Here is a 25408-nt window from a genome sequence, read left to right as displayed (position 1 = left end):
GTTGTTGTGCTTCGAAAGCCAAGGTCACGCTTTATCGGTGGTGGCTGCCCTCCTCTCGCAGGAGTGCCTGCAAGGTGTCCAGGCGCGTCCCCTCGAAGGCCATGACACGGCCTTGTTCAAACACGCGCCGCGACAAACCGCTGAGCACCGCGCCCGGAGGCAATTCGATTTGCAAGCGCACGCCGCGCTCATACGCACCTTGTACGGTGCCGCGCCAGTCGACGACGCGGCACATGTTGAAGGCCAAGTCGTCGCGCAACTGTTCGGGGTCGCGCATCGGGCGGGCGCGACTGCTGCTCAGGTAACGGATGGTCGGGGTCTTCAACGTGACCCCGGCAAACGCCGCCGCCAGCGCCTGGGCGGGTTGCTCCAGCAGCGGGCAATGCGACGGCACACTGACCGCCAGACGCTTGGCGACCCCGCGCCCGCGAACGCGTTCGGCGACGGCTTGCATGGCCGCATGACTGCCGGCGATGACGCTTTGGTTATCGGCGTTGATATTCGCCAGGTACACCGGGGTCTGCCGGCTGTGGACCTGGGCCAGCAACGCTTCCACGGCGGCCAGGTCCAGGCCGATGATCGCGGTCATGCCGTAGCCATCGGGATAAGCCTGCTGCATCAACTCGCCCCGCAGACTGACCAGTTTCAGCGCATCGCGAAATTCCAGCGAGCCCGCAATCACCGCTGCCGGGTACGCGCCGATGGACAGGCCCGCGACGTAATCCGCTGTGTGCTCCAGCAAACGCGCACTGGCGACCCCGGCGATCAACAGGCACAGCTGCACGGCGCGGGTAGACGTCAAAGCCTGCGCTGAATCGAGTTGGCGTACGTCTTCGCCCAAACTGTCGCTGGCCTCTTGCAGCACGTGGGCCGGCAACTGCGCGAGCATACCCGGACGCTGCGCGCCCTGGCCTGGAAACACCAGAAGGCTGCTCATGCAACGGCCTGCCACGGATCGCGCACCAATCGCGCGCCGTCGCTGGCCTTGAGCAGTACGCGCGCGGCGGTGCCGGCCCATTCGCGCAAGGCGAGCGCGCCCAAGGGGGTTTGCAGTTGCACGTCCACCGGGCAGAGCGCCGTGTCCAACAACGCCAGCCATTCAGCGGCCTCGCGTCGGTCCATTGGTTCGGGCGTGCACACAATCAGGTCCAGGTCACTGTCGGCATGCAACGCCTCAATGCCGCTGGCCAACTCAAATCCGGCGCTGCCGCTGACGCCCCAATCCAACGGTTCCAGCAAGGGCCGCAGTTGATCCAGTGCGCGCAGGGCGGGCAAATCCCGTGGCGAGGTCACATTGCGTAATGCCTGCGGGGTGACCCGCCGCTCAATTGCCTCAAGCGGCATCAACGTTGCGTAGCGTTGCTCGCGTAACGGGCCACGCACGCCGACCGGCAGCCAACCGCCGTCGACCACGGCGCGGCGCACCACCACCGGGTGTCCCGCGCGGACCGCGTCCAGCACCCAGTCCGGTGCATCGACCGGGAGCTGGGCCGGGGTCATGCCCCAGAGCAAGTCGTGCGCGTTCACCATTGCTCCCGCAGCAACTGACGAACGTGACTGGAGGCCGCGCGATGGGGCGCGCCGAGGCGACCGCTCAAGTCACGGCCGCCGCGCCGCACATCCGTGATGGCCTGCACCAGGCAGTCGCTGACCCGCGCCACGTCGTCGGCCGTGGGCTGCTCAATGTTGTTGACCGACAAGGTCTCCCACAGCAAACCCAGGCTGGCGAAACTGTCGATGTCATAGGCCATCGGCGGCACGCTGGCGGCCAGCGCTTCCAATTCTTCGACACTGCGCAAGGTCACCCGTGCCGCCGAGGCTTTGCCCATGGCATGAACCATGACGCCCGGATCGCGCAGGGCAATCAGGCGATTGGCTTGATAGCCGTGGGCGAGAAACGCCCCGGACATGGCCTTGCCCACCAGCAAGCCGATCACCGGGTGCCCGGCCAGCCGCGCGCGGGCGTAGCTGTCGGCGGCGGCGGCCAGCGCCTGGTGAATGCCCAGCGCCTCTTCGCGCCGTCCATAGGCCTGGCTCGGCACATCGACGATGGCAATCACCGGGCGCTTATCGCCGCTGGCAATCACTTCATCGACCGCCTTGGCCAAGCCCCAGCCTTCGAGCAAACCGACTTCACCGCTACGGGCACGGGGAAACCGATTGTGGCCATCGGGCACCACCGCGATAACGCGTACGGTTTGCTCGCCGAGCAGCGCATCCGCGACTTTCAGCGAGTCTGGCAAGCCGCTGACGGGCGTCGCGCCGGCACTCAACGCGTTGAACCACTGCACACCTCTCATGGGCGTTCTCCCTGATACAGATCACGAACCGCCGCCGCATCGATTTGCGGTTCGGCGTCCAGCGTGGCCAGGCGCGCCAGGTAGTCATCGGCTTGGCGACTGCGTTGGCTTGCCGGCAAACCCTGGTGCAACAGTTCAGTGACTTGCTGTTGGATCCGCGCCACATCGTCCGCCACATAACGGTCGGCCAAGCCACTGTTAAAGCGCTGTTCGCCGCCGGTCAGGCTCCAGATGAATGGCCGGTCGCGGGAATCGTATTCTTCAAGGCCGGCTTCCTGCTCAATCACTTGCGGGCCGTTCAAGCCCAGCCGTGCTTCGCGGGTCACCAGCAAGTAACTGCACAAGCCCGCGGCGATGGACATGCCGCCAAAACAACCGACGCTGCCCGCCACCACACCGATCACTGGCTGGTACTGGCGCAGGTCGACAATCGCGGCGTGGATATCGGCAATCGCCGCCAGTCCAAGGTTGGCTTCCTGCAAGCGCACACCGCCGGTTTCCAACAACAGCACCGCGCGGGTGGGAACACCGTTGCGGTTGTCTTCGGCGGCCAGTTCCAGGGCGCCGGCGATTTTCGCGCCACCCACTTCACCCAGGCTGCCGCCCTGGAAATTGCCTTCAATCGCGGCGATCACCACCGGCAATCCATCGATCAGGCCCTTGGCGATCACCACACCGTCGTCCGCTTGCGGCACGACGCCCTGACGACTCAACCACGGCGACATCACTCGCTGAAACGGGTCGATCAGTTCCCGGTAACTGCCGGCATCCAGCAAGGCCTTGGCCCGCTGCCGGGCACCCAGCTCGACAAAACTGTGTTTGCTGCGCAAATCAGTCATGGCCGACCTCCTCGAAACCTTGTTCCAGGCGCAGGCGCACCACGCCGGGCGTGGCGCCGAAGTCGTGGATATCAATGTTCAGGGCCGGTGGGGTCTGCTCCTGGAAGATCCGCTCGAACAGGTGCTGCCAACGTTGCCCGGCGCCGTTGACCGAGGTTTGCACCTGGATCGTCAAGGTGCCCGCGGTGCCCGGTTCCAACAACACTTCCAAGTCACCGGAACCGACACACCCCACCAGCGCACGGCCTTTTGGCGGCTGCCCGGCGGGGAATTCAAAGGATAAGGTTTCCATCAAAACGCTCCATCGCAAGACTCGATGCGGTCGATAAACAGGCAAGCGGCCAGCAGGTCGGCGGCGCCTCCGGGGGAAGCATTCAAGGCGAGCAACTGCTGATCCAGTTCGTTCAGTCGACGCCGCCCGGCCAGACTCGCGCTGCCGCCCGCATCCAGCACCGCTTGCGCGCCCTGTTGCATGGTCTGCAAGCCTTCGGTGCCGGCGCGGTAGAGCACGCAGGTGTCGGCCAGTCGGGTCATGATCGCCAGCAGTGCGTCGAGGCGGGCGTTCTGTTCGCCGTGCGGGTGCGCGCGGCTTTTTTTCAGCTGCGGCAGGCCGCGTTGCAGCACCGATGGGAAACCCAGTTGGGCTTCTTCGCGGGCGCCATGAGCACCGTAGCGGCGGGCAACTTGTGCGCCATGGCTCAGCGCTTGCGGCGCATGCCGGTCATTGAGCAGCGCCAGGCGCGCCGCCCGCAAGGCCAGCGCATTGGCGTTGCGTGATTCAGGCGCCAGGGCGGCGGCGGCGACCAGCAATCCAAGGGCCCAGATCGCCCCACGGTGAGTGTTCACGCCTTGGGTGGTGGCGAGCATTGACTGTTCGCCTTCGCGGCCGATTCGCCCTAGCGCCTCGCGCAACGGCAGGCCGATTTCACCCAGTGCGATCGCCGCCTCGGCCATTTCCTTGAAGGCCGGCCACAGGGACAGCGCCGACGCATGCATCAGGCCCAGGTGCAGATCGTTGTGGGCCCCATTGCCACGCCGATCCACCAGGGCCGGCTTCGGCGAAAGATCCGCTTCGTCGATCAAGGCCTCTACCGCCAGGTCAGCCAGTTGCTCGGCCAGCGTCAGTGTGTGCAGTTTGAGTGCGTGCATTTACCAGCTCCTGAACTTGGCGGGCGGGTTGTACAAGCCACCGGACCATTCCACCAGATCAGCCACGCTTTTCGCGGCCAGCAGCTCGCGGGTGGCGTCGGTGCGGCGGATACCGAGGTCTTCCGGCAAGGCGATCAACCCCTCGCGGCGCATGCGCGCGGTGTCCTTGGGGTTGTGGCGCAGGCCGATGGCGGTGACGCCGGCCACCGCCGCAATCATCGCCTGGCGCTCTTCCACGGAACGCGCCTTGTACAGGTAGGCAATGCCTTCTTCGGTGAGCAAGTGGGTCACGTCGTCGCCGTAAATCATGATCGGCGCCAGCGGCATGCCGCTCTTGCGCGCCACTTCCACCGCATCGAGGGTTTCGACGAAGGTCGGTTTGCCGCCTTCCTGGAACGTTTCGACCATTTGCACCACCAGCTTCTTGCCGCGCTCGAGCAAGGCTTCAGGCGCATCGCCGTGGCGCATGTCGAGCCAGGCTGGCGTGCCGTGACGCCGACCCCGCGGGTCGTGGCCCATGTTCGGCGCCCCACCGAAACCGGCGAGGCGACCGCGCGTCACGGTGGAGGAATGGCCGTCGCCGTCCACCTGCAGGGTGGCGCCGATAAACAAGTCCACGGCGTATTGCCCGGCGAGTTGGCAGAACATCCGGTTGGAGCGCATGGAGCCGTCGCGACCGGTGAAAAACACATCCGGACGGGCGGCGATGTAGTTTTCCATGCCTAGTTCGGTACCGAAGCAATGCACGCTTTCGACCCAACCGCTTTCAATGGCCGGGATCAAGGTTGGGTGAGGGTTGAGCGTCCAGTTACGGCAGATCTTGCCTTTGAGGCCGAGGGATTCGCCATAGGTCGGCAGGATCAGCTCGATCGCGGCGGTGTTGAAACCGATGCCGTGGTTCAGCGACTGGACATTGTGTTTCTCGTAGATGCCACGGATCGCCATCATCGCCATCAACACATGCACCGGTTTGATGTGCCGTGGATCGCGGGTGAACAGCGGTTCGATGTAGAAAGGCTTGTCGGCCACCACCACGAAATCGACCCAACTGGCCGGGATGTCGACGCGGGGCAAATCGCTGACATCGTCCACCAACTGGTTGACCTGGACGATGACAATGCCATCGCTGAACGCCGCGGGCTCGATCAGCGCCGGGGTGTCTTCGGTGCTGGGGCCGGTGTAGATATTACCGGCGCGGTCGGCCATGAAACCGGCGGACAGCACCACGTTGGGGATCAGGTCCACCACCAGCCGTGCGTAAAGTTCGATGTAGGTGTGAATCGCGCCGACTTCCAACAGCCCGTCTTCCAGCAGTTGGCTGATGCGCAGCGATTGGGTGCCGGCGAAGGAGAAATCGAGCTTGCGCGCAATGCCCTTTTCAAACAGGTCCAGGTGCTCGGAGCGCCCGACGCTGGGCATGATCATGTGCAAGTCGTGAAGCTTGGCCGGGTCGGCCTTGGCCAGGGAACGCGAGAGAAAATCCGCCTGCTTCTGGTTGTTGCCTTCCAGTACCACGCGGTCGCCGGGCAGGATCAGCCTTTCAAGCGCCTCGACGAGCCTGTCACTGGGGATCACCGCACCGTCGGCAATGGACTTGACCAGCTCGAGTCGCCGCCGCTTTTCATCGCGCCGCCGCGTCCAGCGCGAATCGGGGTTTATTGTTGTTGTCATGCTCGCTCCACGGGTTCGCTGTCGTGGGCTTACCTTAGGAGCGAATCACGGGCCCATCAATCAAGCTCGGCGGCGAACTGTTACGGCTGGAGTAACGGTGCGCATCACCTGGCGTCACGGGCGTTAATGCGCTGACGCCAGACCGTCCAGGCTAAAGCGAGCGCTGCCACCGCATGAAAACTCAAGACCGCCGTCCGCGCCCCGGTCCACAACCCGAGCAAGCCCTGCACATACACGGGCAGCAGGAACAGCAGCAATACCACCAACATGCCGGCGCCCAGCTGCTCCCAGTTTTTCAGTCGACGAGGACCGGCGGCTATCGCGTAACCCAAGCCTGCGCCCAGGAACACCACCAACAGGCTCGCTATCTCATGCTCCGTCGCCACGGGCCGTTGCAGCAGTGCCGGTAACAGGGAAGTAACGAACAGCACGAATGCACAGGCACCGATAAAAAAGAACGCGTACTCGAAGATATTCAACAGTCGATCACGAATGAAGGTACGGGCCTGAGTGTCTTCAGCCTCGTCAGGCCCTTGGGATATGGCCACCGCGAGCAGGCCAGAGCCAAGGCCACCCAAGGTCATCACCACCAGGTTGCTCACCACCGTTTTGAGCGCTTTTCCGTCGTCATCAAGATTGAGGCTTTCCAGGTACAACAAGATAATCACCGCACCGGCTGCGCTGACCACAAATCCCCACAGCTTCCCGCGGTTCGACTCGAACCTCATCGTCAAGCTCGCGGTCGCCACCAGCACCGCGAACCACATCAACAAGGCACCGGTAAACGGGCTCAGGTTGTACAACCAGGCAAATACGTCGAATAGCCACATTGCGTCGTTACTTCCACCGAAAGACTCCTCGGGTTATCGGCATATGTTCTGGGAGCTTTATCTGAGTATTCGCAAGTCCCAAACCGGGACCGATCGTTCCCTGTTTGGGACCGATCAAGTATCAGGGTGCAGGCGAAGGAGACAGCTGTTCCAAGGCCCGCTCCACCAACATCTGGCCCAGTTCGGTCATTTGCTGGATCGCAAGCATCACACCGCGCTGGGAACCCACCAGTTCAAAAGCCAGGCCGCCAGTCAAGGCGTTGAGTGAGGCAAGGGTTTCGCTGGCGTTGATCAACAGGGTTTCGGTGTTTTGGTGAGGATTAACGCTGAAGAGGCCGGATGAGGCGGGCGAATTGGGTGTGGGTTTGAACATGATAAAGCTCCTAAACAGTCAGTAAGGAGCGCCACCAATTGCTTGCACGCGAATGAAGGTGGCGACCGTGCGCAGGTGTGCAAGACCGGGCCTGTTTAGGACACCCAGCAGGTCCGAGGACCTCCTGCGCGCAGCCGCCATAAAGCAGCGAGCACAAAAAACGCCCGTTGGTTAGCTGGGCGTTTGCACGCCTAAACAGTTTCGTCGGACTTGCACGTCCGTGTCACCGTTTTTTGCGATGACCGTCAAAGACTAGGCTCGAAGGGGGCGAGCGACAAGTTCATGTGGGGCGCGAAAACTCGCGGGAAAAATCTGAAGGCATCATGCCGCGCGATCATTCCTACAGGCTTTTAGGGTTGTTACTCAGATGTCGTCTCTCTAGCCTTTGGAATTTGAATCAACTCGCTGGCGGAGCAGGATAAATAAGGTCCTTGTGGGAGCTGTCGAGCCCCGGCGAGGCTGCGATAGCAATCTGCCAGGCGACATAAATGTCGGCAGCTCCGCCCTCATCGCAGCCTCGCCGGGGCTCGACAGCTCCCACCTTTGATCTCCATCAGTCACAGGGATTTTGTTCAGGCCAACCCGGCCTCCACCAGCAGCGCTTCCAGCCCCATCAGGTCCGGGACCTTCGCCACCTGTTCGCCGATTTGTACCGCCGCCAGTTCCAGCGGGCAGAGCGGCACATCCACGTAACTCAACTGGCTGTCGACTTTGTATGAGCGCGGGATGCCCTGAATCACCAGCGCAATGAATTTCAGCGTCGCCCGTCCGCCCAGGGCATTGAGCACCACGATCCGTGCGTGCTCGCCCATTGCGCTGGCGCCACCGCAGGCGGCTTCAAAGCTGATCAGCGGCAGCTGCTGGTCGCGCCAGGTCACTTGGCGCAAGTACCACGGCGGTGCGTCACTGGCGGGTTCGCCGCGCTGGAAGTCGATCAGCTCCGCTACCGCCACGTTGGGCAACAACAGGTGACGGTCGGCCAGGGGCAGCAGCAGTCCGGTGAGTTGGCTGGCTCGATGATCAAGCATGTTTCGGGCTCCAGTAGGCGATGCTCTCCAACAACACCGACTCCTGATAAGGCTTGCCGAGGTAATCGTTGACGCCGATGGCCATCGCCCGGTCGCGGTGTTTCTGCCCGGTGCGGGAAGTGATCATGATGATCGGCAGGTGCTTGAGCCGTGGGTCGTTGCGCACCTGAATGGCCACTTCGAAACCGTCCATGCGTGGCATTTCAATGTCCAGCAACATCAGGTCGGGCGTGTGCTCTTCGAGCACGGCGATGGCGTCGACGCCGTCTTTGGCGGTCAGCACGTTCATGCCGTTGCGCTCCAACAGCCGGCTGGTGACTTTGCGCACCGTGACCGAGTCGTCCACCACCAGCACCCGCAACCGGCGTTTCTGTTGCGGCTCGTTGAGCGCCGGCAGCATGCCCGACGCTTGAGACGGCAAGGCGGGAGCCAACGCGCGAATATAGGCCAGCAGGTCGATAATCAGCACCACCCGGCCGTCCCCGAGGATCGTCGCCCCCGACAGCCCTTGCACCGTGGCAAATTGCGGGCCCAGGCCCTTGACCACAATCTCGCGAGTGCCGGCCATGGCGTCGACCTGCACGGCAACCTTTCGGTCATTGCAGTGCATCAGCAACACCGGCAACGGCTGGTGTTGACCCAGCAGTTCAGGCCGGGCGACGGTGTGCAAAAGCTCGCCCAGGTAATGCAACTCATAGCGCTGCCCAGCGTATTCATACACAGGAGGATCAAGTTGGTAGTGCCCCTCCAGTTCATCGGGCAGCACCCGCACCAGGCCCTGGATGGCGTTCAGCGGAATCGCGTATTGGTCGTCAGCGCACTGCACCATCAACGCCCGATTGACCGACACGGTGAACGGCAAACGAATCCGGAAATGCACACCCGCCCCGGGCGTGGAATCGATGACCATCGTGCCGCCAAGCTGGCGCACCTCTTCATGAACCACGTCCATGCCTACGCCACGCCCGGAAATCTGGGTGATTTTCTCGGCGGTGGAAAAGCCCGGTTGCAAGATGAATTGCAGCACATCGCGGTCGCTGATCTCGACGCTGGGGTCGAGCAAGCCGCGCTTGATCGCCTTGCGCCGCACCGCGTCCAGGGGCACGCCCGCGCCGTCGTCGCGCATGTCGAAGATGATGTCGCCACCTTCATGGGTCAGGTCCAGGGTGATCCGGCCTTTCTCCGGCTTGCCCGCCAACAGACGCGCCTCACGCGACTCCAGGCCGTGGTCGACCGCGTTGCGCAGCATATGCTCCAGCGGCGCGACCATGCGTTCCAGTACATTGCGGTCCATCTCGCCCTCGGCATTGCCGACCACGAACTCAACCTCCTTGCCCAGCTCGCTGGCCACTTGCCGCACGATGCGCTTGAGGCGCGGCAGCATGCGCTCGAACGGCACCATGCGCGTGCGCATCAAGCCTTCTTGCAGCTCAGTGTTGATCCGCGCCTGCTGCTGCAACAGGTTTTGTGCGTCCTGATTGCGCTGGTCGAGGGTTTCCTTGAGGTCCAGCAAGTCGGAGGCCGATTCAAACAGCGCACGAGACAGCTGTTGCAGTTGGGAATGGCGGTCCATTTCCAGCGGGTCGAACTCCTCGTAGCCCAACCGTTCGGCCTCGGCCTGCTGGCGGCTGAGGATCCGGCCCTGGGTTTCGATGTCGAGGCGGCGCAGTTGATCGCGCATCCGTTCGATGGTGGTCTCCACCTCGGTCAGCGCGAGGCGCGCATCGTTGACCTGCTGTTCGATACGCCCACGGAAAATCGAAGTTTCACCCGCCAGGTTGACCAGGTCGTCCAGCAGCTCGGCGGAGATTTTCACCATGTCCGCCGCCGGGTCACTGACGGCCGCCGCCTCGGGCTTGCCGGCAGACAGCGTCAGCGGGGCAGCGTGTTCCTCCGCCGGGCGAACCAGGCTTCTGATCCGCTCGATCAAGCGTTCCACCGACCCCACGGGCATACCCGCCGCCACCGCATCGACCATTTGCGCCAAGCGGTCGTGGCAGCCTTGCAACAGCGCGAACAGCTCCGCCGTGGATGACAGCAAGCCCGCCGACAAGCCTTCGTAGAGAAATTCCAGCTCATGGGCCAGGTCGCCTATCGGACCGATTTCGACCATCCGCGCACCGCCCTTGAGGGTGTGCAGATCCCGCAGCAGGGTTTCCACTTCCTGGCGACCTTGAGGGTCGGCCTGCCAGCGCACCAGTGCGGCGCCGGAACTGTCGAGGATATCCGCCGCTTCTTCGAGAAAGATCTCCAGCAATTCGGGATCACTGCCCGCCGCATCGGGTGCTGGCGGCGCTGAAGCGGCTATAGCGCCAGGCTGTTGGCGCCACTCGCGCAATTGACTGATCAACGTGCCGGAATCACTCAATGCTTGCTGCTGTTGCAATTGCTCCAACTGCAGCGCCAGGTGTTCGTGGCTGGCCATCAACCGCTGCGCCACTTCGTTGGAATAGCTGTAGCGCCGGTCGACCAGGCCTTCGTAAAGGGTCTCCAGCTCCAGCGCCAGATCGCCCACCGGACCGATCCCGGCCATGCGCGCGCCGCCTTTGAGCGTGTGCAAATCGCGTTGCAGAGACGGCAACGGCGCCGCGTTTTCGGGATCGAGCAACCAGCGCTTGAGGGACTGCCCGGCGCTGTCGAGGATATCCACGGCCTCTTCAAGGAATATCTCGACGATTTCATCGTCTAGCGCCGTGCTCTGCTCCAACTGTGCAGTGGCGGTGACCAACTCGGAAATACTCAGGCCGCGACTGCCATCGCTCTTGATCAGGCCAGTGGCGGCCGGGTCGAGGCCTTCTTCCAGCAGCTCGCGCAAGGCCCGCACCCGCAGCGGCGCGGGGCTGATTTCCTGGCCGGCGGCCAATTGATCGAGCATGTTGATCAGCGCTTCATGGGCCTGTTCGGCCTCGTGAAAAAAGCGCTCGCTGACGGCCAGGCTGCTCTCTTCCACCGCGCCATACAGGTCGAGCAGGGCTTCGCACAGCGCGTCCATCGGGTGTAGATCCGCCAGGTGCGCACCCTCGCCCAGGGTGGTCAACTCTTCCAGCAAGGCGCTGAGTTCCTGGCGCTCGCCGGGATGTTGCCGCCAGCGATGCAAAAGACTTTCGGCGTCGAGCAAGATGTCCATGCCCTGTGCCAGGAAGTTGCTGATCAACTGCGGATCACGCTTGATCCGCTTGCCTGCGCTCGGGCCGTTGATAAAGGCTTCAAGCTGGCTGTCGAGACGCCCTTGAATGCGCTCGATCAAATCGGCGGCACCGCTGATCGGCGCATGAGGCTCGCGGTCCAACTGACGCAAACCGCGCTGCAGCAGTGCTTCGGCTTCCAGCAGCAAGTCGATTTCGTCCAGGTCCAACGCCAACCGATGGGCCTTGTATTCACGGGTCAGGTGGTCCAGCGGCCGCGCCAGCTCAGCGATGGATAGCACGCCGGCCATATAGGCGCTGCCCTTTAGGGTATGCAGCGCGCGTTGCAGTTCGTCACTGACCTGCAACGGCATCTGCTCGGTGGCGCGCTGCAAAAAAAGGTTGATGCTGTCGAGATGGCTTTGAACCTCATTGCGGAAAATCTCCAGCAGCAAGGGATCCAGGGCGGGCGTGTCTTCCTCCTGCCTCTGCGGTAACTCGACACCCACGGCCAAGGCATGGGCTTGTGCCGCCAAGTGATCTACGTCATCGCGTTGACGCTGGGTACCGGCAGCGAAATCCGCGATCAGCTCAGGCAGCACTGCCACGGCATCCTCCAGAATCGCCTGGACCTCCGCCCCCGGCGCCACACTGCGTTCCAGCACCCGGTTGAGCAAGTTTTCCACGGCCCAGGCCAATTCCGCCAGCACCAGGGCGCGAACCATGCGCCCGCTGCCTTTGAGGGTGTGAAAGGCTCGGCGTATTTCGCTCAAGGTGGACTTGTCTTTCAAGCCCGCCGCGCCGTCCGGTACATGGCGATGCAAGACCTCGAGCACTTCTTCGGTTTCTTCAAGGAACACGTCCCGCAGCTCGTCGTCCACCGCTTGCTCATCGGCGGGCGGCGGCAGCAGGCTCCCGGGGCGTTGCAGCGCCGGCGGATTGAGGCGCGAGGTCGGATGGGCCAGCGCCTCGGCCAGCGACGCGGTTGACGGCCGCGGCTCATCGCTGGCCAGCGGCACAGCCTGGCGCCAAGGCAACGGGTTTTCGCTCGGGGCATAACCCAGCGCTGTCAGCCCCTCAAAGGTCACATCCAGCACCCGTTCGCCAGGCGCGTCCGGGTCCTGGAGCATGCGCTCCAGGTAGTACTCCAGGCTGGTGAGCACATCGGCGAAATGCGCAAGCGACACTTCGGCAGGCGCCACCTTGCTGCTCATCAGTTGTTCATCGACATAGTCATTGCACGCGCGCATCAGGCGCGCGGCGCGGGGCAACGGGATCATCGCCAAAGCGCCGCGGACCTGGGTCAACAACTCGGGCACCGACTCCAGGCGCTGCGAGTCCCAGCCTGCCTCAAGGCAATCGATGAGCAGTTCCCGGGCCTGTCGGAGACACTGGCACGATTCCTTGATGACCATCTGGTGGATCCGGGTCAGGTCGGTCGTCGGCAATCGGCTTTCTTCGCGGCTTTGCGGCTCGACGGTACCCACCATCCCGGCCAGGGTCGCTTCGACGTAGAGCAACGCTCCCGCAACGTCCATCAGTACCGCGTCGTTCGGCTCACGCTGGCCCTGGGCCAAACCCAACACGACCGCCAACTGGTCGATGATCACTTTGCGCGGCTGGCCGAAACCCAATACCGCCAAGGTGTCGGCGATCTGTCGCAAAGGTGCCAACAGACTGTCGAGGTCGGACGCATGCTGACGGTCGCTGCGCACGAACAGGTCCAGGCGCTCCTTGACCCGTACCAACTCTTCACACAACGCCCCCAGCACCGAGCCCATGGCATTGCGATCGGGCCCCGCCAGGCGCGCACGCTCGGCGTCCACCAGCGCGCTATCGGGCAAGGCTTCGTCCAGGCCGTAGCGTTCCTTGAGGCTTTGCATGCGCGGCGTCGGCCGGGTGACCTTGGCGATGTAGAACAACAGACTCTTGAGCAACTCATCCGGCGCCGGTGTGTTAATCGCGCCGATGCCGTGGGTTTGCAAGCGCTTGAGTTCCTGGTCACACGCCTTGAGCAGGCTGCGCAGCGCCGGACTGTTGGCGATAACGCCGGTGAGCATGCCTTCGGCCAGCGCCGAGGTGACTTGCCACAGCGGCAACAGCGGCGCGCCGTGGCACAACGCTTCGAGCTGGGCGAACACCCGCGCCATATCTTCCAGGTTGCTGGGGCCATGGTCTTCACGCAACAGCCCGGCCAGCCCCTGCTGCAGCATTTGCCGCCATTGTCGCACGTGCTCGGGGAAATCCTCTGGCGCACGCTGGGCCAGGGCATCTTCGGGCAGCGGCGCGATCACCAGCAGTTGCGGGCTGAACAGACTGGTTTCCGACAGCAGGCTTTTGCCATGCACGCTACGCAGATCGTTGAGCAGCGGCAGGACCACCAGCGGCAAGTCCCGACGCGCTCCGTGGACCCGGTCCAGGTACAACGGCAATTGCCCCAAGGCGTGTTGCAGCAGGCGAACCCCCTCATCACGCTGGCTGACGCGCCCGCCTTGCAGAGCCTGGGCCAAGTGCTCCATTTCTTCGGCAAGCAGCGCCGCGCCATAGAACTCGACCATTTGCAGGGCGCCGTGGACCTGATGAATGCCCGCGAGGCACTGCGTGATCGCCTCGCCGCTCGAATCGTCGACATAGGCGTCCAACGCCGAACGCGCCTGTTTCAGGGTGTCGGCGATTTCGCCCTTGACCCATTCGAGGGCAACGTAGTCGTGCCGGTCAACCATAACGGCTCCCATCTGAATTAACCGTGGGGTTCAATGGTGGGAGCGGGCTTGCTCGCGATAGCGGTGTGTCAGATACGGATAAGGTGACTGACACACCGTTATCGCGAGCAAGCCCGCTCCCACACAAGCCCGCTCCTACAGAGGGGCTGCGGTGATGTTGAGGGTGCATTTTATTCATCGGTCTTGCGGGCGGGCGGCAAGGTAAAGCCCGATACCGAGCGCCGTAACTGGTTGGCCATTTTCGTCAGGTTGCCAATGCTTTCGGCGGTGGCGGTGGAGCCTGACGAGGTCTGGCTGGTGATCTGCTGGATCACGTTCATGGTCAGGGAGATCTGCCCCGCCGACGACGTCTGCTGTTGTGCCGCGTTGGAGATGCTCTGGATCAACGCCGCCAGGGTCTTGGACACGCCTTCAATCTCTTCCAGCGCCACTCCGGCGTCGTGGGCCAGTCGCGCGCCGCGTACCACCTCGGTGGTGGTCTGTTCCATGGAGATCACGGCCTCGTTGGTGTCGGCCTGAATCGCCCGAACCAGCGTTTCGATCTGCCGGGTGGCCGCCGACGAACGCTCGGCCAACCGCTGTACTTCATCGGCCACCACCGCAAACCCACGCCCGGCATCGCCCGCCATACTGGCCTGGATGGCTGCGTTGAGGGCGAGAATGTTGGTCTGTTCGGCGATATCGTCGATCAGGCTGACGATGTCACCGATTTCCTGGGATGACTCGCCCAGGCGCTTGATGCGCTTGGCAGTGTCCTGGATCTGTTCGCGAATGTTGTCCATGCCATGGATGGTGTTATGCACCACCTCATTGCCCTTGTTGGCGATCTCCACCGAGCGTTCGGCCACTGCCGAGGATTCAGCCGCGTTGGCCGAAACCTGATCGATGGACTGGGCCATCTGGTTGATCGCCGTCGACGCTTCGGCAATCTGCTGCGCCTGGTGTTCGGACGCCTGGGCCAGGTGCATGGCGGTGGCCTGGGTGTCCTGCACCGCGCCGGCCACCTGGCCGGCCGTGAGGTTGATGGTCGCCACCAGGTCCCGCAGTTGATCCACGGAATAATTGATCGAATCGGCGATGGTGCCGGTGAAGTCCTCGGTCACCGAGGCGGTTACCGTGAGGTCGCCGTCGGCCAGGTCTTCGATTTCGTCCAGCAGGCGCATGATCGCGTTCTGGTTGCGTTCGTTTTTCTCGGCGGTTTCGCGCAACTGGCGATTGGTCTCGCGCACCATTACCAGGCCGATCAGGATGATCGAGGCCAGCGCCAGCAAGCCCAGGACATAGCCGCCAATCGTGTCGAGCGTGCGCCCGTCCGCGAGGTTTTCAAACCCCGTGGCCAGGTGCGAGGCTTCATCGAGCAGGGTTTGCGACAGGCTGAAAATGTTGCTTGCTGAAGCGCGCACCTGGAACAATTGCGGCGAAGTTTCAAGGATTTCGTCCACGGAGCCGGAGACGAACTCGAACAGCTCGGCTATTTCCGCCAGCCGCGCGCGCGCGTCGGGGTCTTGCACCTCGGTGATCTTCAACGCGGCGTTGCCCTGGAGCATGCCGCCGAGCACCTGGCCAAAGCGGTTGGCGTCGCGTCCAAAGGCGTCGGCGGCCTTCACCGCCGTTTCGTCACCCGCCAACACCGTGTTGACCGCCCCCAGAATGCGTTCGGCCAGCAGAGATTGGCGCTGGGCCACGGCCACTTGGCTGGCAGGCGCACCGCGCTGCAAGAGGATTTCCACGACTTTTTCCGATTCCAACTGCAATTGCGGAACGGTTTCGGCCAGGGTCGCCGCCACTTGATGCAGGGACAGCACCGTCTGTTCGCTGGCCAGGATCACGTCGGTGTTTTTCAGCAACGCTTCCCAGTCATGCTGCACGGCGCGCATTTCGCTGTGCACGGCGCTCGGCGCGGCGGGCAGGCCGGTGCCCGGGTCGCCCTTCTTCAGGTAACCCCAGCGCTGGGCAAAATCATTGCGCGCCTCGCTCAGCAGCTTGAAGGCCGCAGCCTTGCCGGTAGCCGACTCCGTGGCGTTCTTGGCAATGCGCTGGGACAACACCCGCAACTCGCCCGCATGACCGATGTACTGTTTGTCGTAGCCGGATTGCGTGTTGAGGTACGCAAAGTTGGCGAACAGCAACATGATGAAGATGATCAGCGCGATAAACAGCACGATGATCTGCGAACGGCTACGGGAGGCTTCCTGCGGTTTGACGGGGCTGACGCTGGTCATGCTGCAACATCCAGAAAGCCCGGGGCCCGGGCCAGGGCAAAGGGGCTGAAGACCTGCCACAGCGGCTCGCCGCTGAACTGGCCTTGAATAAATGCCGCACCGCTCGTCGTCGACGCTTCTGGCGGGATGCGTTCCAACAGATCCTGGGCAAAATGTTGCAGGCCGACGACTTCGTCCACCAGCAACCCGACAAACATGTCTTCGTGCTCAATCACCAGCACTCGCCGCTGCTTGCGCACAACGGACAGCGTGTGGCCGAAAAATCCGCACAAATCGATCACCGGCAATAACCGCCCACGCAGGTTAGCCACGCCCCTGACCCACGGCTTGACCCCGGGCATCCGGGTACAACGCGGCTCGTGCATCACTTCGCCAACCTCGCCCATGGGCGCGACATACCAATGCTCGGCCAGCCGAAAGCCGATCCCGCTCCAACTGTGCGAGCGGGTTTCCTGGGACGGCAGATCCGCGGCCAGCAGACGGCAGCGGCGGTCGATGTCCAGCAGCAGCTCGAAGGCGGTGTGCGACTCGGTCATGGGCACCAGCCGTCAGCCTAATACCGCGTTCAAGGTCTTGATCAGCGTTTCTTCGTCCACCGGTTTGGTCAGGTAGTCCTTGGCCCCCTGGCGCGTGCCCCAGACCTTATCGGTGTCCTGGTCCTTGGTGGTGATGATGATCACCGGGATATGGCCGGTCTCGGGATCCTTGGTCAATTGACGCGTGGCCTGGAAACCATTGAGGCCCGGCATGACGATATCCATCAGCACCGCGTCAGGCTTTTCCTGACGGGCCAGGGCGACGCCATCACCGCCATTGACCGCCTTGAGCACCTGGTGCCCGTGTTTTTCAAGCATTTCGGTGAGTTTGTACATTTCAGTCGGCGAATCGTCGACGATCAGGACACGTGCCATGGTTTTCCCCACTACATTGGTGGACGCAAGCCCTTCGGGGCTGGGTCAGTGTGCTTGTTCTACCGGCGCGAAACCCGGCGCATAGGCCTTGATCGCACTCAGCAGTTCTTCCTTGCTGAACGGTTTGGTCAAAAACTGATCAGAGCCGACGATGCGCCCCTTGGCCTTGTCGAACAGACCGTCCCGGGAAGACAGCATGATCACCGGGATCGCCTTGAACGCCGGGTTGTTCTTGACCAGGGCGCAGGTCTGATAGCCATCCAGGCGCGGCATCATGATGTCGACAAAAATAATGTGCGGGTGATGATCAACGATCTTGGCCAGGGCATCGAAACCGTCGATGGCCGTAATGACTTCGCACCCCACGTTCTTCAACAGTGTCTCGGCGGTGCGGCGAATCGTTTTCGAATCGTCGATCACCATCACTTTCAAGGCGTTGGAATGCTGTTCCATATCTGCTCTACCATCGCCACAGCGAATCGGTTTTCGGTGTGTACTGCCTGATGTTGCCAAGGACGCGCGTCAAACCCTTGCCGTGCAAGGGCCAGTACGCTTTGGCAGCCTTTTTAGCACAGACTGGGAAGGCAATCTATCAGCCAGCCGGCAAGGTGGTTTTTCCTTGACCCACAACGGCCTGCGCGCCACTCTGACGCCACTTTTCATGCGCCCTTATTTGTCAGAGGATTCCCCCCCATGAGCGTTCGCGTCGGCATTGTCATGGACCCTATCGCCAGCATTTCCTATAAAAAGGACAGCTCGCTGGCCATGCTGCTGGCCGCCCAGGCCCGCGGCTGGAGCCTGTTCTATATGGAGCAGCGCGATCTTTACCAGGGTGACGGTGAAGCGCGGGCGCGGATGCGTCCCTTGCAGGTGTTCGCCAACCCTGACAAGTGGTTCGAGCTGCAGGACGAAGTCGACAGCCCACTGAGCGACCTGGACGTAATCCTGATGCGCAAGGATCCGCCGTTCGACATGGAATTCGTCTATTCCACCTATCTGCTGGAACAGGCCGAGCGCGCCGGCGTGCTGATCGTCAACAAGCCGCAAAGCCTGCGTGACTGCAATGAAAAGCTGTTCGCCACGCTGTTCCCGCACTGCACGCCGCCCACCGTGGTCAGCCGTCGCGCCGACGTGTTGCGCGAATTCGCCGCGAAACACGGTGACGTGATCCTCAAACCGCTGGACGGCATGGGCGGCACCTCGATCTTCCGCCATCGCGCAGGCGATCCAAACCTGTCGGTGATCCTCGAGACCCTGACCGCGCTGGGCACCCAGCAGATCATGGGCCAGGCGTACCTGCCGGCGATCAAGGACGGCGACAAGCGCATCCTGATGATCGACGGCGAACCCGTGGATTACTGCCTGGCGCGCATTCCAGCGGCGGGCGAAACCCGTGGCAACCTGGCGGCCGGTGGGCGTGGCGAAGCCCGTCCGTTGAGCGACAAGGACCGCTGGATCGCCGCTCAGGTCGGTCCGACGCTGAAGGAAAAGGGCTTGCTGTTCGTGGGCCTGGACGTGATTGGCGAGCACCTGACGGAAATCAACGTCACCAGTCCGACCTGCATTCGTGAAATCGATAATGCGTTCGGCACGAATATCGGCGACATGCTGATGGCCGCGATTGCCTCCAAGCTACAAGCCAAGTGACATAGAACAGCCGGATGTAAACCAACATTGCGCTATCATGCCCCACCTGTGAAACGCACGATGTTGGTTTTCCTGCTATGACGCTCCCGTCCAATCCGCCCCCCGAATTCACCCGCAGCGGCGTACGCCCGGCTGATCGGCTCGGATTTACGCTGTTTCTCGCGGCGCTGATCCATTTGGCGCTGATCCTCGGCCTGGGCTTCACGTTCGTCGAACCCAAGCAGATCAGCCAGACCCTGGAGATCACGCTCGCCACCTTCAAGAGCGAGAAGGCGCCCGAGAAAGCCGACTTTCTCGCCCAGGACAATCAACAAGGCAGCGGCACGCTGGACAAGAAGGCCGTGCCCAAGACCACTGAAGTGGCGCCGTTCCACGACAACAAGATCAATAAGGTCACGCCGCCTCCGGTGCCCAAGCCCGAGGTCAAGCAGGCTGCGCCCAAGGCCGCGGTCGCGACCACCGCGCCAAAACCGCAAAAAACCGTGACCCAGCGGGAAAAGGTCAAGACCGAGCCGGCCCCCAAGACACCTGCCCCGACGTTCGACAGCTCGCAGCTTTCCAGCGAAATCTCCAGCCTGGAGGCCGAACTGGCCAATGAACAGCAGTTGTACGCCAAACGCCCGCGCATCTACCGGCTGAATGCCGCTTCGACCATGCGCGACAAGGGCGCCTGGTACAAGGACCAATGGCGCAAGAAGGTTGAGCGCATCGGCAACCTGAACTACCCGGACGAAGCCCGACGCCAGCAGATCTACGGCAACCTGCGACTGCTGGTCTCGATCAACCGCGACGGCAGTCTGTACGAGGTCCTGGTGCTCGAGTCCTCCGGCCAGCCGTTGCTGGACCAGGCAGCCCAGCGCATTGTGCGCCTGGCGGCGCCCTTCGCGCCGTTTACCGGCGACCTGGCCGACATCGACCGTCTGGAAATCATCCGCACCTGGCGCTTTGCCAAGGGCGACCGGCTGTCCAGCAACTGATCACGCCCGCAACACATCCCCAGCTTGTCAGTTCGTCCCTCCAACGCCACACTAGCGAACATGAAAAACGTCAGCCCGACCTACCTCAAGCACCAATTCCTGATCGCCATGCCCCATATGGCCGACCCGAACTTTGCACAGACCTTGACCTATATCGTCGAGCACACGGCCAATGGCGCGATGGGCTTGGTGGTCAACCGCCCGCAAGACCTGAACCTGGCCGATATCCTCGAGCAATTGCGCCCGGACGTTGATCCGCCCGCCAGTTGCCAGGCCGTGCCGATCTATTTCGGCGGGCCGGTGCAGACTGACCGCGGTTTTGTGCTGCATCCGAGCGGGCCCACGTTCCAGGCGACGGTGGATCTGGACGGGCTGTCCCTGTCGACCTCCCAGGACGTGCTGTTTGCGATTGCCGACGGCGGCGGGCCGGCGCAAAGCCTGATTACCCTGGGTTATGCCGGGTGGGAAGCCGGTCAACTGGAAGCAGAGTTGGCCGATAACGCCTGGCTGACCTGTCCGTTTGATGCCGACATTCTGTTCAACACCCCCAGTGAATTGCGCCTGGGTGCGGCAGCGGCGCGGCTGGGCGTCAACCTCAGCCTGCTGACCAGCCAGGCGGGGCACGCCTGATGGCCTTGCGTCTGATCCTCGGCTTTGACTATGGCACCAAGCAGATCGGCGTCGCCGTGGGCCAGGTGATCACCGGCCAGGCCCGCGAGCTGTGTACCTTGAAGGCGCAGAACGGCGTGCCGGACTGGAATCAGGTCGAAGCGCTGATCAAGGAATGGCAACCCGACGCCGTGGTCGTCGGCCTGCCCTTGAACATGGATGGCAGCCCCAGCGAGATGTGCCTGCGCGCCGAAAAGTTCGCCCGCCGCCTCAACGGTCGTTACAACCTGCCCTTCTATACCCACGATGAACGCCTGACCACGTTCGAGGCCAAGGGCGAACGCCTGACCCGTGGCGGGCAGAAAGGCAGCTACCGCGACAACCCGGTGGATGCGATTGCCGCGGCCTTGCTGTTGCAGGGTTGGCTGGACGAAAACACCGCTTTATTTGAATCCTGACTGACGCGGCTTGCCGCGTCTTCTTACGTTTGAGCCCGGACTTTGTCAGCCCACGCTGGCCAAGGCCTTGAAGGAGCCACCATGAGCCTGCCGAATCCCGCCGAACTGATCAGTCAGATGGCGACGCGCCTTACCGCCCATCTGCACCATCGCGCCATCCGCGAGCCGCGCTTTATCGGCATTCGCACCGGCGGCGTCTGGGTGGCCCAGGCGTTACTCGAAGAACTGCGCAGCGATTCGCCCCTGGGCACCCTGGACGTGTCTTTCTACCGCGACGATTTCAGCCAGAACGGTCTGCACCCACAAGTGCGCCCCTCGGCCCTGCCCTTCGAGATCGAAGGCCAGCACCTGGTGCTGATCGACGACGTATTGATGAGCGGCCGCACTATCCGCGCCGCAATGAACGAGTTGTTCGACTACGGCCGTCCGGCCAGCATCACCCTCGTGTGCCTGCTGGACCTGGACGCCGGCGAGTTGCCAATCAGTCCGGACGTGGTGGGCGCGACACTGTCGCTGGACGCCAACCAGCGGGTAAAATTGTCCGGTCCCACGCCGCTCGAACTCGAACTGCAAGACCTCGTCCTTTAAACCGCCTTGTAAAGAGTCCCCGCGATGACGCCTCTAGATGCCAAGCGCCCGCTGCAGCTCAATGCTCAGGGCCAGTTGCAACACTTCCTGTCTCTCGACGGTTTGCCCCGCGAACTGCTCACTGAAATCCTCGACACCGCTGACTCGTTCCTGGAAGTCGGCGGCCGGGCCGTGAAAAAAGTCCCGCTGCTGCGTGGCAAGACCATCTGTAATGTGTTCTTCGAGAACTCCACGCGCACCCGCACCACCTTCGAACTGGCGGCCCAACGCCTGTCGGCGGATGTGATCACGCTGAACGTCTCCACCTCATCGGCGAGCAAGGGCGAAACCCTGCTCGACACCCTGCGTAACCTGGAGGCCATGGCGGCCGACATGTTCGTGGTGCGCCACGGCGATTCCGGCGCAGCGCATTTCATCGCCGAGCACGTATGCCCGCAGGTGGCGATCATCAATGGCGGCGACGGCCGTCATGCCCACCCGACCCAGGGCATGCTCGACATGCTGACCATTCGTCGGCACAAGGGCGGGTTTGAAAACCTCTCGGTGGCGATCGTCGGCGACATCCTGCACTCGCGGGTCGCGCGCTCGAACATGCTGGCCCTGAAAACCCTTGGCTGCCCGGACATCCGGGTGATCGCGCCGAAGACCTTGCTGCCGATCGGCATCGAGCAATATGGTGTGAAGGTCTACACCGACATGGCTGAAGGCCTGAAGGACGTCGACGTGGTGATCATGCTGCGCCTGCAGCGCGAGCGCATGTCCGGCGGCCTGTTGCCCAGTGAAGGCGAGTTCTACCGCCTGTTCGGCCTGACCACCGCGCGCCTGGCCGGTGCCAAGCCGGACGCCATTGTGATGCACCCCGGCCCGATCAACCGCGGCGTGGAGATTGAGTCGGCGGTGGCCGACGGGCCGCACTCGGTGATTCTCAATCAGGTCACCTACGGCATTGCGGTACGCATGGCAGTGTTGTCCATGGCCATGAGCGGGCAAACCGCCCAACGTCAATTCGAGCAGGAGAACGCCCAGTGAAGCTCAGCATTCTCGGCGCCCGAGTCATCGATCCGGCCAGCGGCCTGGATCAAATCAGCGATCTGCACCTGGAAGCCGGCAAGATCATTGCCATCGGCGCCGCTCCCAACGGCTTCAGCGCGCTCGAAACCATCGACGCCAATGGCCTGGTCGCCGCCCCAGGGCTGGTGGACCTGAACGTCGCCCTGCGCGAACCGGGTTACAGCCGCAAAGGCAGCATCGCCAGTGAAACCCGCGCCGCCGCGGCGGGTGGCGTCACCAGCCTGTGCTGCCCACCACAGACCAAGCCGGTGCTGGACACCTCGGCCGTGACCGAGCTGATCCTCGACCGTGCCCGTGAAGCCGGCAACTGCAAGGTGTTCCCGATCGGCGCCCTTAGCAAAGGCCTGGACGGCGAGCAACTGGCCGAGCTGATTGCCCTGCGCGACGCCGGTTGCGTGGCCTTCGGCAACGGCCTGGAGAGTTTCCGCAGCACGCGCACCCTGTGCCGCGCCCTGGAGTACGCCGCGACGTTCGACCTGACGGTGATTTTTCACTCCCAGGACCACGACCTGGCCGAAGGCGGCCTGGCCCACGACGGCGCCACCGCCGCCTTCCTGGGTCTGCCGGGCATCCCGGAGACTGCTGAAACCGTGGCCTTGGCCCGTGATCTGCTGCTGGTGGAGCAAAGCGGCGTACGCGCGCACTTCAGCCAGTTGACCAGCGCCCGGGGCGTGGCCCTGATCGCGCAAGCCCAGGCGCGTGGCTTGCCGGTGACGGCGGATGTGGCGTTGTATCAACTGATCCTGACGGACGAAGCCCTGATCGACTTCTCCAGCCTGTATCACGTGCAACCGCCCTTGCGCACCCGCGCCGACCGCGAGGGTTTGCGGGCTGCGGTGAAATCCGGCGTGGTGTCGGCGATTTCCAGCCATCACCAACCTCATGAACGGGACGCCAAGCTGGCACCGTTTGGTGCCACTGAGCCTGGTATCAGCAGCGTCGAGTTGTTGTTGCCGTTGGCGATGACACTGGTCGAGGACGGATTGCTGGACCTGCCAACGCTGCTGGCACGCCTGAGTTCAGGCCCGGCCCAGGCCTTGCGTCTGCCCGCCGGCAAACTGGCGGTGGGTTCGGCGGCGGATCTGGTGCTGTTCGATCCGGCCAGTTCAGTGGTAGCCGGGGAAGCCTGGTTGTCCAAAGGCGAAAACTGCCCATTCATGGGTCACAGCTTGCCAGCGAAGGTGCGGTACACCCTGGTGGACGGGCGCATCACCTTCCAGGCCTGATCGCTTGCCCGCCTGATGTGGGCGGGCCGGGTTGTTCGCGGTGGCTTCACCCTTACAACCCCCTCACCCTAAAGGCATCTACACACCTTTGCCACAACGCTTAAATCCAGGCAGATAGGGCTGTTGTGGCGAGCGGGCTTGCCCCGCGTAGGGCTGCGAAGCAGCCCCAGTAAGCCAAATGCGGTGTATCAGATACTCCGTAGCCGCTGGTTTTGGGGCTGCTTCGCAGCCCTACGCGGGACAAGCCCGCTCGCCACAGGGACATTCGTCAGCTTCTGAAAGTTGTGTAGATACCTATGCCCTCCGGGAGAGGGCTAGGGTGGCTTTTGACCCGCTTATCGCCCACCAATCCGTTCAGCATTGCGGATGGAAATCTGCGTGTTCAACGTCCAGAAGTCATACAGCACCCCAATCAGGAACAAACCGCCGGTCAGCAGATACAAAATGCCAGTGAGCCATTTGCCCTGATACATCCGGTGCAAGCCAAACACCCCCAGGAACGTCAACAGAATCCACGCCACGTTGTATTCAATGGGCCCCGCGGTAAAACGCAAATCCGCTTCCCGGTCCATGGCCGGAATCAGAAACAGGTCGATCAGCCAACCGATGCCCAGCAGGCCGAAAGTGAAAAACCAGATCGTGCCGGTCACCGGCTTACCGTAATAAAAGCGATGAGCCCCCGTGAAGCCAAAAATCCACAACAGGTAACCGATCACCTTGCTATGGGTGTCCTGCTGCGAAACATCCTGTCGATAGGTGTTCATGAATGACCTCTTTTGCCTCGATAGATAAATATTTCTGGTTTATTTGTGACTTTTTTTCAAGCACCCGACGTACGGCAAATCCTACCGTCGCTACCCTCAAAGCCTTATGCCACTTGAGTCGTGTAGGACAATTGCGACAGTTAGTCGCGGATTTCATGAAATTGACCCCAAGGTTCAGTCGACAAACGGCCTGAGAAAGACACAGAAAGCTGTTATAAAGTTGCGCGCAAACCAATACGAGCCTGCCTGATGCGACCATTTTTAAAGACATGGCTAACCATTTGCCTATTAGTGCCACTGGCCGCCCACGCCACCAATCGTGAGCAACGACTTCCGAACGTTAACGGTTTTACCCCTAAACTTCACGTCACCACCCGCCCAGCCAAAGCCGTCAAGCTCACCGTCAAGCGCCCGGCTCAACTGAACAAGGCCCATGGCAAAGCAGTCCCAGGCCTTTTCGCGAACAACAACCAGCCGAGCAGCAAAGTCTTGAGCCGTGCCGTCAACGTGCTCGGTACTCCTTATCGTTGGGGCGGCAGCAGCCCAAGTAAAGGGTTCGATTGCAGCGGCCTGGTGAAATATGCGTTTAACGACGTCGCCTCGGTGGATTTGCCCCGCACCTCCAACGCCATGGCCAGCGGCCACGGGCAGAAAGTCAATCGCAAGGACCTGAAACCCGGTGACCTGCTGTTCTTCAAGCTCAAAAGCCGCAGGGTCAACCATGTTGCCATTTATCTGGGCAACGACCGTTTCATCCACGCGCCGCGCCGTGGCAAGACGGTCAGCATCGATACGCTGAAAAAGCCGTTCTGGAGCAAGAACTACGTGATTGCCAAACGCGTCTTGCCTAAGGAACAGAACAATCTGCGGATTGTGCAACGCTGACAGAGCAAGCGT

At 62.5% G+C, this 25408-nt stretch carries 24 protein-coding genes; 8 read left to right on the top strand and 16 right to left on the bottom strand.

The genetic code is table 11. The features are described from left to right. Positions 1-31 precede the first annotated feature (31 nt). The 15 genes from mdcH to pilG all read right to left on the bottom strand — a co-directional run bounded on the left by mdcH (position 32) and on the right by pilG (position 17624). Complete coding sequence (gene mdcH / locus AC6CIA_RS12390; protein WP_498312337.1) at positions 32-937, bottom strand: malonate decarboxylase subunit epsilon; 906 nt, start codon at positions 935-937, stop codon at positions 32-34. Next, a complete protein-coding gene (locus AC6CIA_RS12385) occupies positions 934-1530 on the bottom strand; it encodes a malonate decarboxylase holo-ACP synthase (RefSeq protein WP_498312335.1) in 597 nt (198 codons plus the stop codon). The genes mdcH and AC6CIA_RS12385 overlap by 4 nt, the downstream gene beginning before the upstream one ends. After that, on the bottom strand, positions 1524-2300 hold the full coding sequence (gene mdcE / locus AC6CIA_RS12380) for a biotin-independent malonate decarboxylase subunit gamma (protein ID WP_498312333.1): 777 nt from the start codon (positions 2298-2300) through the stop codon (positions 1524-1526). Before mdcE ends, AC6CIA_RS12385 begins: the two co-directional genes overlap by 7 nt. Continuing rightward, the gene (locus AC6CIA_RS12375; RefSeq protein WP_498312331.1) at positions 2297-3139 is read right to left on the bottom strand and encodes a biotin-independent malonate decarboxylase subunit beta; all 843 of its coding nucleotides are present in this window, start codon (positions 3137-3139) and stop codon (positions 2297-2299) included. Before AC6CIA_RS12375 ends, mdcE begins: the two co-directional genes overlap by 4 nt. After that, on the bottom strand, positions 3132-3431 hold the full coding sequence (locus AC6CIA_RS12370) for a malonate decarboxylase subunit delta (RefSeq protein ID WP_084378543.1): 300 nt from the start codon (positions 3429-3431) through the stop codon (positions 3132-3134). The genes AC6CIA_RS12375 and AC6CIA_RS12370 overlap by 8 nt, the downstream gene beginning before the upstream one ends. Beyond that, positions 3431-4288 carry a triphosphoribosyl-dephospho-CoA synthase gene (locus AC6CIA_RS12365; protein ID WP_498312329.1) on the bottom strand — a complete coding sequence of 286 codons (858 nt, stop codon included), beginning with the start codon at positions 4286-4288 and terminating at the stop codon, positions 3431-3433. The genes AC6CIA_RS12370 and AC6CIA_RS12365 overlap by 1 nt, the downstream gene beginning before the upstream one ends. Beyond that, a complete protein-coding gene (mdcA, locus tag AC6CIA_RS12360) occupies positions 4289-5959 on the bottom strand; it encodes a malonate decarboxylase subunit alpha (protein ID WP_498312327.1) in 1671 nt (556 codons plus the stop codon). A gap of 104 nt (positions 5960-6063) precedes the next feature. Beyond that, on the bottom strand, positions 6064-6789 hold the full coding sequence (locus tag AC6CIA_RS12355) for a hypothetical protein (RefSeq protein ID WP_498312325.1): 726 nt from the start codon (positions 6787-6789) through the stop codon (positions 6064-6066). A gap of 121 nt (positions 6790-6910) precedes the next feature. Continuing rightward, positions 6911-7162, bottom strand: a complete 252-nt coding sequence (locus tag AC6CIA_RS12350) for a DUF6124 family protein (RefSeq protein ID WP_498312324.1) — start codon at positions 7160-7162, stop codon at positions 6911-6913. A gap of 572 nt (positions 7163-7734) precedes the next feature. After that, entirely contained in the window at positions 7735-8190 is a 456-nt protein-coding gene (locus AC6CIA_RS12345; RefSeq protein WP_339528039.1) for a chemotaxis protein CheW, read from the bottom strand. Then, on the bottom strand, positions 8183-14038 hold the full coding sequence (locus AC6CIA_RS12340; RefSeq protein ID WP_498312322.1) for a hybrid sensor histidine kinase/response regulator: 5856 nt from the start codon (positions 14036-14038) through the stop codon (positions 8183-8185). The genes AC6CIA_RS12345 and AC6CIA_RS12340 overlap by 8 nt, the downstream gene beginning before the upstream one ends. Positions 14039-14208: 170 nt before the next feature. Then, positions 14209-16260 carry a methyl-accepting chemotaxis protein gene (locus AC6CIA_RS12335; protein ID WP_498312320.1) on the bottom strand — a complete coding sequence of 684 codons (2052 nt, stop codon included), beginning with the start codon at positions 16258-16260 and terminating at the stop codon, positions 14209-14211. Next, positions 16257-16796, bottom strand: a complete 540-nt coding sequence (locus AC6CIA_RS12330) for a chemotaxis protein CheW (RefSeq protein ID WP_498312318.1) — start codon at positions 16794-16796, stop codon at positions 16257-16259. The genes AC6CIA_RS12335 and AC6CIA_RS12330 overlap by 4 nt, the downstream gene beginning before the upstream one ends. A gap of 12 nt (positions 16797-16808) precedes the next feature. Next, entirely contained in the window at positions 16809-17171 is a 363-nt protein-coding gene (gene pilH / locus AC6CIA_RS12325; RefSeq protein ID WP_339528031.1) for a twitching motility response regulator PilH, read from the bottom strand. Between the two features lie 45 nt (positions 17172-17216). Further along, positions 17217-17624, bottom strand: a complete 408-nt coding sequence (pilG, locus tag AC6CIA_RS12320; RefSeq protein WP_084378557.1) for a twitching motility response regulator PilG — start codon at positions 17622-17624, stop codon at positions 17217-17219. A gap of 240 nt (positions 17625-17864) precedes the next feature. Between pilG and gshB the strand changes: the two genes are divergently transcribed. From gshB to AC6CIA_RS12285, 7 genes are all read left to right on the top strand, one after another. Further along, on the top strand, positions 17865-18818 hold the full coding sequence (gene gshB / locus AC6CIA_RS12315) for a glutathione synthase (RefSeq protein ID WP_339528029.1): 954 nt from the start codon (positions 17865-17867) through the stop codon (positions 18816-18818). A 77-nt stretch (positions 18819-18895) separates the two neighbouring features. Then, positions 18896-19795 (top strand): energy transducer TonB, encoded by a 900-nt coding sequence (locus AC6CIA_RS12310; protein WP_498312316.1) that lies wholly within the window; start codon positions 18896-18898, stop codon positions 19793-19795. A gap of 60 nt (positions 19796-19855) precedes the next feature. After that, positions 19856-20425 (top strand): YqgE/AlgH family protein, encoded by a 570-nt coding sequence (locus AC6CIA_RS12305; RefSeq protein ID WP_339528026.1) that lies wholly within the window; start codon positions 19856-19858, stop codon positions 20423-20425. Continuing rightward, complete coding sequence (gene ruvX / locus AC6CIA_RS12300; RefSeq protein WP_084378561.1) at positions 20425-20862, top strand: Holliday junction resolvase RuvX; 438 nt, start codon at positions 20425-20427, stop codon at positions 20860-20862. The genes AC6CIA_RS12305 and ruvX overlap by 1 nt, the downstream gene beginning before the upstream one ends. Positions 20863-20943: 81 nt before the next feature. Then, complete coding sequence (gene pyrR, locus AC6CIA_RS12295) at positions 20944-21450, top strand: bifunctional pyr operon transcriptional regulator/uracil phosphoribosyltransferase PyrR (protein ID WP_498312314.1); 507 nt, start codon at positions 20944-20946, stop codon at positions 21448-21450. Positions 21451-21474: 24 nt separating this feature from the next. Then, positions 21475-22479, top strand: coding sequence for an aspartate carbamoyltransferase catalytic subunit (locus AC6CIA_RS12290; RefSeq protein WP_339528021.1), 1005 nt, complete (start codon positions 21475-21477; stop codon positions 22477-22479). Further along, entirely contained in the window at positions 22476-23747 is a 1272-nt protein-coding gene (locus AC6CIA_RS12285; protein WP_498312312.1) for a dihydroorotase, read from the top strand. Before AC6CIA_RS12290 ends, AC6CIA_RS12285 begins: the two co-directional genes overlap by 4 nt. Before the next feature lie 335 nt (positions 23748-24082). Here AC6CIA_RS12285 and AC6CIA_RS12280 read toward each other — a convergent pair whose 3' ends face one another. Beyond that, entirely contained in the window at positions 24083-24511 is a 429-nt protein-coding gene (locus AC6CIA_RS12280) for an NINE protein (protein ID WP_498312310.1), read from the bottom strand. 249 nt (positions 24512-24760) lie between these two features. Between AC6CIA_RS12280 and AC6CIA_RS12275 the strand changes: the two genes are divergently transcribed. Further along, complete coding sequence (locus AC6CIA_RS12275) at positions 24761-25396, top strand: C40 family peptidase (protein WP_498312308.1); 636 nt, start codon at positions 24761-24763, stop codon at positions 25394-25396. The last annotated feature ends 12 nt before the right edge of the window (positions 25397-25408 follow it).

The organism is Pseudomonas sp. GQ91 (genome assembly GCF_059758795.1).
This window is presented reverse-complemented; position numbering and strand designations above follow the sequence as displayed.